Origin of the sequence: Corallococcus sp. AB049A, assembly GCF_003668885.1 — a bacterium.
Taxonomy (GTDB): Bacteria; Myxococcota; Myxococcia; order Myxococcales; family Myxococcaceae; genus Corallococcus; species Corallococcus interemptor.
Genome location: NZ_RAWL01000341.1, coordinates 1 through 9,528 on the forward strand (window position 1 = coordinate 1; position 9,528 = coordinate 9,528).

10 protein-coding genes and 1 pseudogene are annotated in these 9,528 nt (G+C 72.4%); 5 read left to right on the plus strand and 6 right to left on the minus strand.

Features of this window, described 5'->3' with window-relative positions; all coding sequences use genetic code 11:
* Window positions 1-1,385 (plus strand): hypothetical protein (locus D7X55_RS29065; RefSeq protein ID WP_233610137.1); only part of this gene is annotated, 1,385 nt, incomplete at its 5' end.
* Here D7X55_RS29065 and D7X55_RS29070 read toward each other — a convergent pair.
* From D7X55_RS29070 to D7X55_RS29080, 3 genes are all read right to left on the minus strand, one after another.
* On the minus strand, window positions 1,386-1,889 hold the full coding sequence (locus tag D7X55_RS29070) for an arsinothricin resistance N-acetyltransferase ArsN1 family A (RefSeq protein ID WP_120549522.1): 504 nt from the start codon (window positions 1,887-1,889) through the stop codon (window positions 1,386-1,388).
* Window positions 1,886-2,680: a hypothetical protein gene (locus D7X55_RS29075; protein WP_120549523.1), complete on the minus strand. Its 795-nt coding sequence runs from the start codon at window positions 2,678-2,680 to the stop codon at window positions 1,886-1,888. Before D7X55_RS29075 ends, D7X55_RS29070 begins: the two co-directional genes overlap by 4 nt.
* An 82-nt stretch (window positions 2,681-2,762) precedes the next feature.
* Window positions 2,763-3,758: a GNAT family N-acetyltransferase gene (locus D7X55_RS29080; RefSeq protein ID WP_121724759.1), complete on the minus strand. Its 996-nt coding sequence runs from the start codon at window positions 3,756-3,758 to the stop codon at window positions 2,763-2,765.
* A 163-nt stretch (window positions 3,759-3,921) separates the two neighbouring features.
* Between D7X55_RS29080 and D7X55_RS29085 the strand changes: the two genes are divergently transcribed.
* The 4 genes from D7X55_RS29085 to D7X55_RS29100 all read left to right on the plus strand — a co-directional run bounded on the left by D7X55_RS29085 (window position 3,922) and on the right by D7X55_RS29100 (window position 6,748).
* A complete protein-coding gene (locus D7X55_RS29085) occupies window positions 3,922-4,347 on the plus strand; it encodes a nuclear transport factor 2 family protein (RefSeq protein ID WP_120549525.1) in 426 nt (141 codons plus the stop codon).
* A 142-nt stretch (window positions 4,348-4,489) separates the two neighbouring features.
* Window positions 4,490-5,290: a hypothetical protein gene (locus tag D7X55_RS29090; protein WP_120549526.1), complete on the plus strand. Its 801-nt coding sequence runs from the start codon at window positions 4,490-4,492 to the stop codon at window positions 5,288-5,290.
* Between the two features lie 79 nt (window positions 5,291-5,369).
* The gene (locus tag D7X55_RS29095) at window positions 5,370-5,942 is read left to right on the plus strand and encodes a YceI family protein (protein ID WP_121724760.1); all 573 of its coding nucleotides are present in this window, start codon (window positions 5,370-5,372) and stop codon (window positions 5,940-5,942) included.
* Complete coding sequence (locus D7X55_RS29100) at window positions 5,939-6,748, plus strand: Rieske (2Fe-2S) protein (RefSeq protein ID WP_120549528.1); 810 nt, start codon at window positions 5,939-5,941, stop codon at window positions 6,746-6,748. Before D7X55_RS29095 ends, D7X55_RS29100 begins: the two co-directional genes overlap by 4 nt.
* A gap of 53 nt (window positions 6,749-6,801) precedes the next feature.
* Here the strand turns inward: D7X55_RS29100 and D7X55_RS29105 are convergent, their stop codons facing one another.
* From D7X55_RS29105 to D7X55_RS43560, 3 genes and pseudogenes are all read right to left on the minus strand, one after another.
* A complete protein-coding gene (locus D7X55_RS29105; protein WP_199747200.1) occupies window positions 6,802-7,851 on the minus strand; it encodes a CBS domain-containing protein in 1,050 nt (349 codons plus the stop codon).
* A 136-nt stretch (window positions 7,852-7,987) separates the two neighbouring features.
* On the minus strand, window positions 7,988-9,097 hold the full coding sequence (locus D7X55_RS29110; RefSeq protein WP_120549529.1) for an ArsA-related P-loop ATPase: 1,110 nt from the start codon (window positions 9,095-9,097) through the stop codon (window positions 7,988-7,990).
* Window positions 9,094-9,528 (minus strand): annotated as a pseudogene (locus D7X55_RS43560) (arsenic transporter); the annotation flags it as partial. The gene D7X55_RS29110 and the pseudogene D7X55_RS43560, both read right to left, overlap by 4 nt.

Below are 9,528 nucleotides of genomic sequence, written 5' to 3' on the forward strand. Positions count from 1 at the left end.
GCACCACTGCTTCACGCAGGACCTCCGTCAGTGAGAGCAGCGCGTCCCCGACCTCGCGCAACGAGCTGCGGCCCTATGACGGCCCCTCCGTTGCCCCCTCCTCGCCCCGTCCCTCGTCGAACGCGGAGGGCCCCGCCGTGTCCGCGCGCGAACTCGCGGCGATGGGCGGACGGCTGCGCGCTCCCTCCGCCCCTGTCCCCGAGGACGTCTATGCCTCGGTCCGCTCGCACCTGACGCGCAGCCTGTCGAACCCCTTCCTCACCGGCGGCGACGTGAAGGCCACGCACGATGCGCTCGGCTCCGTGCCTCGCGACGCGTACCGCGCCACGCTGGACCGCATGGACCGGGAGGGGCTGCTCGCCGCCTATGTGTCCCGGATGGATGCTCCGTCGCGCCAGGCCTTCCTGGAACAGGCCGCGTCCAACGGCGTCCTGTCGCGGCGCCCGGGCGGCGCGGAGGGGCCGCTCGGCATGCCCGGACGGCCGGAGACCTTCGTCAATGATCCGAAGCTGCCCCCGGCCCTTCGCGACGCCGTGAACGCCCACGCCACCGATGCCGGCCGCGCCACCGTCGTCGCCTATGACGCGTACCTGGAACGCTACGGCGATGCCGTGGCCCGGGCCGGCAGCCTCCAGGCCCTTCGCGCGCTCGGGCCTCCTCAGGCGCTGGACCTGCGGGAGACGTCACTGGGCCTGTCCTGGTCCGACCCCCAGCGCGAACGCTACGAGTCGGAGTGGAAGGCCGGCCTGGGGCGGCCCCAACACTCGCTGGTCCAGGCCTACGAAACCGTCACCGCCCGCGCCCAGGTCCTCTCCGGGGAACGTCCCGCCGGGGTCTTCGTCTCCGCCGAAGCGAGCGGGGCCCACCAGATGCTCCACTTCAAGAGCGAAACCCACGTCACCGCTCGCGGCACCACCGACCTCCAGACGCAGGCGGGCATCGCCGCCAAGGCCGGGCCCCTGGGCCTGGAGTTGATGACGGACGCACAGGGCAAGAAGGAAGCCCAGCTGCAGGTGGACCTGGGCATCGCCAGCGTGAGCCGTGACTCGGAGGGCAAGGTGGAGCTGTCCCTGGGCGTGGGCCCGCATGCCCGGGCCCATGCGATGATCAACCCGCGCACCGCGGAGTTCGGCGGCGGCGTCGCCTTCGAGACCTCCCACAAGGACAGCCAGAGCCACGCCGGCCTCAAGCTGGGCTACGGCCTGCGCGGCCTCACCCCCGAGCGCGCCGCCCAGGCCGTGCGCGGCGACGTCCCCGGCCTCTTCAGCCGTCCCAGCGACCTGGACCCCGGCGTCGCCTGGGAGGCCCTGCCCTCGGAGCGCCGCGCCCTCTATGAACGGCAGGGCTGGACCCGCGAGGAGTGGACCCGCGACTCGCGGCGCTGACTACCGCACGTTCGCGGTGAGCAGCCGCTCCACCACCACCACGTCGTGCCACACCCCGTCCAGCGGGGCGTGCTTCTCATGCACGCCCACCTCCCGGAACCCCAGCCGCTTCAGCAGCGCGCGGCTGCGCACGTTGGTGGCGAAGACGCGCGAGGTCAGCTTGTAGAAGCCCGCCGCCTCCGCCTCCCGCAGCAGCGCCTCCATCACCCGCCGGCCCACGTCCCGGCCCCGGGCCTCCGGCGCCACGTAGACGCTGAAGTCCGCGATGCCCGCGTAGCACTCACGCGGGCTGTACGCGCCCGTGGAGGCGTACGCGATGACGCGCCCGTCCTCCTCCGCCACCAGCACCGGGTGGCGCTTGCCCAGCCAGGCGTCGATGTCCTCGGGCGTGCGCGGGCGCGTCTCGAAGGTGGAGGCGCGCTCGGCGAGGGCCGCGTTGTAGATGGCCGCGATGGCGGCCCGGTCCTCGCGCGTGGCGGGCCGGACGCTGGGGCGCGCGCTCATGGCGTGGACGGGGGCGGAGGCGAGAGGCGCGCCGGCGGCTTTTCCGGCTCCTCTTCCGGACGCAGGGACCAGGCGGTCCACAGCGCCAGGTGCCACGGGACGAGGAACAGGGCCACGCCGCTCGTGAACAGGGCGGACGGCAGGGCGATGAGGATCCACACCACCGCCGCTGCCCACAGCACCGCGGATCCAACGAGCTGCATGTCCCGCGACCGCTGGTGGTGGCCCAGCAGGGAGACCCCCGTGGAGAGCCCGAGCGCCGCGCCGATGCCGACCGACACCTCGCCAGCCTCCGCCATCTTGGAGTACTCGAGGAAGATCCACACCGCCGCCAGGCCGCCCCACTGGTACAGCAGGCTCACCACCGCCAGGACGATGTCGCCTCCGCTCAGCCCCGGCCCCCTTCCGTTGACGCGCGGCGTCTCCAGCAGCTCGGGCGGCAGCTCCATCGCGTACGGATAGCCCAGCGCGATCAACGCCTCCTTCGCCGCGTGCCGCACCTTCATCCCGCCCGAGCCCGCGTAGTCCCCCACCGGGTTGTTCCGGTCCAGGAGCCCCAGCAGTAGATCCGCCCGCTCGCGCAGCGGCTCCTCCGGCGCGGGCATCCGCCCCAGGCCCGAGATGAGCGCGTCGATGTCCGCGCGCACCATCCCCGGCGAGCGCACCTCCTCCAGGAGGAACGTCAGCGACGGGAACGCCCCCGGATCCGCCGCCACGGGCGTGGGCAGGAGGTCGACCTCCCTGTCGTCGGTGGCGGGCTGCGGCGCGGAACGGAGGGCTTGCTGGGACATGGGTGCTCCTGGAGGACAGTCATCCTCCCGCCGGAGCGCGAGAGCAAGGGGGCCCGGAGGAGACAATGTCCGTGCGACTGCCTCAGCGCAGGAACTTCTCCACCACCACCACGTCGTGCCACGCGCCATCCAACCGAGCGTGCTTCTCGTGCTTGCCCACCGTGGTGAACCGCAGGCGTTCAAACAGCTTCAGGGTGTGCTCCTGGTTCGCGATGACGCTGGTGGTGAGCTTGTGGAGGCCGGCTTCTTCCGCGGCCTTCAGCAGCGCCTTCAGCAGCAGCTCGTCCACGCCCCGGCCCCGGACGTCCTTCGCCACGAAGAGGCTGAAGTCCGCGATGCCCGCGTAGCACTCGCGCGGGCTGTAGGCGCGGGTGGCCGCGCACGCGACGACGCGCCCGTCCTCCTCCGCCACCAGCACCGGGTGCCGTCCGTCCTCCTCGCCCTCCAGCGGCGCCTCGAAGGTCGTGGGACGCCGCGCGAGCGCCGCGTCCAGGAGGTCCGCGATGGCGTCCCGGTCCTCGGGCGTCGCGGGCCGCACGGTGGGCGGGGGCGGCGGCGCGCGCGGCCGCACCGGGGCCTCCTCCGCCGGCGTTGGAGTTGCCATGACCATCACGACGGCGCACACAAACGCCAGGTGCCACGGCATCAGCAGCGCCGCGACGAACTCCGCCTGGAACAGGGACACCACGGCCACCAACGCCCAGACCACCGCCTGGAGCAGGAACCACGCCGACGCGTCCGACTGGCGCTTCACGTCGCGCCTCGCGATGCCCCACAGCGACATCAGCGAGGGGAACAACACCAGCAGCGCCACGGTGCCGTAGCCCTTGGCGAACAGCGCCTCGAAGTCCCACGGCGTCACGCCCGCCAGCGGCATCATCCGGCGCAGCTGGTACAGCGCGCACAGCGCCACGAAGAGGGCGCTGCGCCAACCGAGGGATGCAGGGACCCTGGCCTCGGGAGACGGGGCGCCGGACGCCGCCTCCACCTCAGCCCCGGCCCGCGCTGCCTCGGGGGGAACCAGGGCCAGCAGGGACGCCTCGGCCTCCTGCCAGGACTGCTTCTTGGGTTGGGACATGACGGCGCCTGTCTTCCATCACCGGGCCACCCGGGGGCAAGGGGGTGGGGCCTCCGTCCGGAGGACGAGGGAGCAGCCACCGGCGGCAGGCCACCTCCCCCTCGCGTGCGCACCCTTCCCGGGCACACGTCTGACTTCTTTTCGCGACGAGCGAGGACTCCCGATGGCGATGGAACGAGCGCAGCGGTTCGTGGACGCACTGCTGAAATTGGAGGAGCACGGCGACATCGAGCCGCTGGTCGCCCTCTTCACCGACGATGCGCAGGTGAGCAACGTCGCTTCCCCCAACGTCTTCTCCGGCGTCGACGGGGCCCGCCGCTTCTGGACCGAGTACAAGGGCACCCTCGGCCAGGTGAAGTCCACCTTCCGCAACATGATCGAGTCCGGCGACCGCGTGGCCCTGGAGTGGGAGACGCAGGGCACCGCGCGCAACGGCGCCGCCGTCGCCTACGAGGGGGTCTCCATCATAGAGTGGGACGGCGACCGGGTCCGCCGCTTCTTCGCCTACTTCGACCCGCACGCCCTGGGCCAGGAGCTCGCGCACGGCACCGCGCCCCGCTCCGAGGTGCCCTCCACGACACCGGCCTGACCCGCGTCACGACCTCCGGTGGTTCCCAAGGCCCACCCGGACCCGGTGTGCACTTCCGTGCACCCGGACCATCAGCCGGGGTAGCCTGGAATGGCATGGCCCGCCCTGTTTTCGACGGGCCGCGTCGTCCCCCGGGAACCCCATGATGACCCGCGTCATTGCCCCCCTCCTGGCCGTGCTGCTGCTGGCGGCCACTCCCGCTGGTGCGGCCTTCGCGCCGGACGCCCCCGTCCTGGTCGCCGCCGCCAAGCGCAAGCCCGCGAAGCGAAAGCCCTCCAGGCCGGTGCCGCCGCCCCCTTCGCAGGAAGCCGCCCCCGCGGCCCCGGCGCAGGTGACGCCGGACGTGGCGCCGCCGGTGTCCGCCACGCCGGAGTCCGGCTCCCCGGCCGCCCCCGCGACGCAGGACTCCGGCTCCACGCCGTCCTCCGAGCCCAGCCTGGACTTCGACCTGCTCACCCCGGAGGCGGAGGCGTCCAAGGGCCTGTTGGATCCGGACCTGCAGAAGGACCTGGAGACGCGCCGCACCATGCTCAAGCTGCACCAGGGCCTGGGTCTGGCCATGGCGGGCGGCCTCACCGCGGCCACCGTGCTGGGACAGCTGCAGTTCAACGAGTCCTTCCGGGGCGGCGGGGACAACCGTTCGCTGCTCGCCTGGCACCGGGGCGTCGTCATCGGCACGTCGGTGCTGTTCGCCACGGTGGGCACGCTGGGCCTGCTGGCGCCGGACCCGGTGGAGCGCCCGTTCCAGTGGGACACGGTGACGTTCCACAAGATTTTCATGAGCCTGGCCACCGCCGGGATGATCGCGCAGGCGGTGCTCGGCATCCTGGCGACCCACAGCTACGGCGAAATCACGGAGCCGAAGTACGCCACCGCGCACCAGGTGGTGGGCTATGCCACGTTGGGCTGCGTCGCCGCGGGCATCGTCACGCTGACTTTCTGACCCCATCCCCCCTGTCGTGAATGTCTCCGTGCGCCGGCCGTTGTGCGGAGACAAGACGTAGCCCCCTCTGGAGGACGCCGTGATTGCTCGACGACTCGTTCTGTCCGCTGCCCTGCTGCTCGCGCTGCCCGCCGCCGCGCAGGACACGAAGATGTTCTCGGTGAAGAAGGACGCCAGCAGCCTCACCTACAAGCTCATCCACAAGATGCACACGGTGTCCGGCAAGGCGCCCCCCAGCGAGGGCAAGGCCGTGCTGAAGCCGGACGGCACCCTCCAGGTGGCCGTGCGCGCGCAGGTGAAGGACTTCGACTCGCAGAACTCCAACCGCGACACGCACATGCTGGAGGTGACGGAGGCCTCCAAGTACCCGCTGGTGGAGGTGAAGGCCGTGGGCACCGGCGTGAAGCCGCCCGCCACCTTCCCGGGCAGCGTGCCCGTCACCCTGAAGGGCAAGCTCACCTTCCACGGCGTGACGAAGGACGTGCTGATCCCCATGACGGTGAAGTTCGACTCCGCGAAGCAGGTGACGGCGGACGGGTCCTTCAAGATCAGCCTGGAGGGCTACAACATTGAACGGCCCACGCTGCTGCTCGTGAAGGTGGAAGACGAGCTGGTGCTGGAGCCGCACCTCGTCTTCACGGAGGGCACGTGAGCTCGTCGCGTCGCGACTTCTTCAAGAAGCTGTTGGGCACGGGCGTGGTGGTGGCGGGCATCCCGCCCGCGTGCGCGCCCAACATCGACCCCGCGCCGGTGCTGGACGTCCCCATGCCCGGCGACGACGGCATCGTGGCGCTGGTGGTGCCGCGCTACCCGGACCTGTCCCGCGAGGGCGGCGCGGTGACGCTGCGCTTCCCGAAGGATTCGGGGCAGGAGAACCTGCTGGTGATGCACCCCACGGCGAACACCTACGCCGTGCTGTCCGCGACGTGCACGCACGTGGGCTGCCCCATGGGGTTCGATGGCCAGGAGGCCGTGTGCCCCTGCCACCTGTCGAAGTTCAACATCGAGACGGGCGCGGTGACGCAGGAGCCCGCCACGGTGCCGCTCAAGAAGTACGTGGCCACGTACAACGCGGGCACGCAGGTGCTGAGCGTCAACATCAAGGCCGGTGACGACGCCTTCCCGGCGGTGAAAGAGGGCAAGGTGACGCTGACGTTCGCCCAGTTCCCGGACCTGCAGAACGCGGGCGGCATGGTGAGCGGCACCCCCACCGGTTACGGCAAGCGCATCTTCGTCTTCAAGCTGGAGGACGGGACGTACTCCGCCGTGGACTCCGTCTGCACGCACCAGGGCTGCGAGGTGGGCTTCGAGGCGAGCATCAACGAGCTGCTCTGCCCGTGCCACGCGTCCACGTTCAGCAAGACGGGCAAGGTCGATCCCGGTGGCGCGGCCACGATTGACCTGAAGACCTTCCCCGTGACGGCGGACGCGTCCGGCGTGGTCGTCGCTATCACCTGAGCCGAACTGGGACGACGGGAGGCCCTTCCAAGCCTCCCGTCCTCTCGCACGGCTCAGCGCAGCCGGCTCCAGAACGAGCGCCGGGACGAGATGCGCTCCAGCGCCTCCTGCAGCTCCTCGTCCTGATCCGCGCGGTTGGCGATGTCCCCCATCGCGATGATGCCCACCAGCCGGTCGTCGGGCTCCACCACGGGGACGCGGCGAATCTGGCGGCGGCCCATCAGCTCGATGACGCCGTGCAGGTCCTCCTCCGGCAGCACCGCCTCCAGGTCCTCCGTCATCACGTCCGCCGCGCGCAGGCCGTCCACGGCGCGCTGGCCGGTGAAGGCGCGCAGCGCGAGGTCGCGGTCCGTCACGAGGCCCAGCAGCCGCCCTTCGGCGTCCACGATGGGCACCACGCCGCAGTCCTCGTCGCGCATCAGCTGCGCCACCTCACGCAGGGCGCTGTCACGGCGCGCGGTGCGCACCTGGCGGGTCATGATGTCCCGAGCGGTCAGCGGCTCGCGCCTCCAGCGGCGGGACGTGCCGGTGGCGTCGCGTGACTCGCGCAGGCGCGGATCCAGCGGGAAGGTCTCCTCGCGCTTGGGGGCCAGCCGCTCACGCAGCCGCGCATCCTCGCGGGAGGCGGGGCGCGGGCGGCCGCGCAGCAGGGGCTCCTCGCCGCCGTAGCCGCTGCGGTCCCACTCGCGGTAGTCGGCGTGCTGGGGCTGCATCTCCTGGACGGTGTCCTCGCCCTGGGTGCGCCGGGGGCCCGCGCCGTTGGCGTAGCGCGTGTCCCGGTCGTCGCGGCCATAGGGGCCGCTGGTGCCTCCGTCGCGCTCGCCCTCGCGGTCCTTGCGCCACTGGCCGGTGTCGTCCACGTCCGTGCGCACGCGGCCCAGGCGCCACGCGGCGGCGCGGTGGAAGCGCCCCTGACGGTCCGCGGGCAGCTCATCGCGCCCGGGGCTCCAGCCGCTCACGTCGGACTCCGAGCGCTCGCGCGAGCCCGGCGGCGCCACGTCCGGCGAGCGGTGCGTGGCCATCGCGTCGGTGGGAGGCGTGGAGATGTCCGCGCGCCCCAGGTCATGCCTGCCGTTTCCGTTGCTGTAATCCTTGGTGCCCATGTGCGTCGCAAGCCTCCTCGACTTGCGAACATGGGAAGCGGGCCGGAGCACGCAAAGCTCCAGCCGGCCAGGTGCGGCGCCGCTCGCCTGTCCGCCCCCGGCCGCCGCTGGGCTTCCAAAGCCGGGCAGGCGGACGTCAGGCCACGGTGAGCGCGTCGCCCAGGTTCACCAGGCCCCGGAAGTCCTCCAGGTCCGCGCCCGCGTCCGGCGCGGCGATGGCCAGCGCGCCCCGGGGCAGCCCCTCGGCCAGCCGGGCCAGCAGCGACTGGTGCGCCTTCGCTCTCGCGTCCTCCACGTCCGCCAGGTGCTCCAGCGCGCTGACGGCGTCCGTGTCCGCGGCGTTGTTCGCGTGCGGCTTCAGCGCGGCGGCCGGGGCCAGGCCGTCCTCCCGCGCCCAGCTGCGGTTGAGCACGTAGCCCGCGAAGGGCAGCCCCTTGGCCTGGAGCGCCTCCTGGAAGAAGGTGGCCTCGCGCAGCGCGGCGGCCTCCGGAGACGTCACCAGCAGGAACGCCGCGTCCTTGGACGACAGGTGCTCGCGCAGCCGGTCCGCGTGCAGGCGGATGCCGGCGAACAGCCCTCCGAACGCGGCGACGAAGGTGCGCATCTCCTGCGCGAAGCCGCCGCCGAAGATGCCATCCAGCACCTTGCCCACCAGCGCCTGCGCGCCCTGCCACAGCCGGCCCGTGCGGCCGGAGTCGGGGCCGAAGAGGGAGATGATCCGTTCGTCCAGGAAGCGCGACAGCCGGCCCGGCGCGTCCAGGAAGTCCAACGCGTGGCGGCTGGGCGGGGTGTCCAGGACGATGAGGTCGTAGTGGCCCTCCGCCAGGAAGCTGTCCAGCGCCTCCGCGGCGGCGTACTCCTGCACGCCCGCCACCAGCTCCGACAGGAAGCGGTACAGGCGGTGCTCCAGGATGGTGCGCGCGGCGCTCTCCGTGGCGGACATCCGGCGCACCATGCGCTCGAAGACGATGCGCGGCTCCAGCATCCACACGTCCAGCCGGCCCTCGCCGCGTTTTCCGTCCGCGTAAAGGCGCTCCGGCGGCACGGAGGTGGGCTCCGCGCCGTTCTCCTTCAGCCCCATGGCCTCCGCCAGCCGCCGCGCCGGGTCGATGGTGAGCACCAGCACCTTGCGCCCCGCGCGCGCCGCGGCCACGCCCAGCGCCGCCGCCGTCGTCGTCTTGCCCACGCCGCCCGCGCCGCACAACACGAGGATCCGCTTGTCGCGCAGCATGCCGTCCAGGTTCATGGCGTGGCCTCCCGGCCGCGTGCCGCGGCGCCTTCGAGTGTGGACTCCAACAGCTCCGCCAGCCGCTCCACCAGCGCCACGCCCGTGAGCGCCAGCTCCGGCAGTCCAAGGTGCGGCACGGCCACGCCCGCCGCCAGCCGCGCCCGGGCCTGCCGCGCGCGCTCCAGCCGCTCCAGCGCCCGCTGTCCCTGATGCGGCCCGTGCGTCTCCAGCAGCCGCTCCAGCGCCGCGCGGGACTCCGGCGTGAAGGGGTCCTCCGGCATGCGGTTGAGCACCGCGGCGGACAGGGGCAGGCCCACCTTCTTCAGCTCCGCCACCAGCGACAGCGTCTCGCTCACGGGCAGGGGCTCCGGCAGCGTGGTGACCACCACGCCCGTGCGCGCCGGGTCCTGGAGCAGGTCCAGCCCCTCGCGCACCGCCCGCCCCACGGG

Bases quoted from the DNA above. Each gene is read 5' to 3' on its own strand.
- D7X55_RS29070 (WP_120549522.1), bottom strand. From the start codon at position 1,889: ATGAGCGCGCGCCCCAGCGTCCGGCCCGCCACGCGCGAGGACCGGGCC.
- D7X55_RS29075 (WP_120549523.1), bottom strand. From the start codon at position 2,680: ATGTCCCAGCAAGCCCTCCGTTCCGCGCCGCAGCCCGCCACCGACGAC.
- D7X55_RS29080 (WP_121724759.1), bottom strand. From the start codon at position 3,758: ATGTCCCAACCCAAGAAGCAGTCCTGGCAGGAGGCCGAGGCGTCCCTG.
- D7X55_RS29085 (WP_120549525.1), top strand. From the start codon at position 3,922: ATGGCGATGGAACGAGCGCAGCGGTTCGTGGACGCACTGCTGAAATTG.
- D7X55_RS29090 (WP_120549526.1), top strand. From the start codon at position 4,490: ATGATGACCCGCGTCATTGCCCCCCTCCTGGCCGTGCTGCTGCTGGCG.
- D7X55_RS29105 (WP_199747200.1), bottom strand. From the start codon at position 7,851: ATGGGCACCAAGGATTACAGCAACGGAAACGGCAGGCATGACCTGGGG.
- D7X55_RS29110 (WP_120549529.1), bottom strand. From the start codon at position 9,097: ATGAACCTGGACGGCATGCTGCGCGACAAGCGGATCCTCGTGTTGTGC.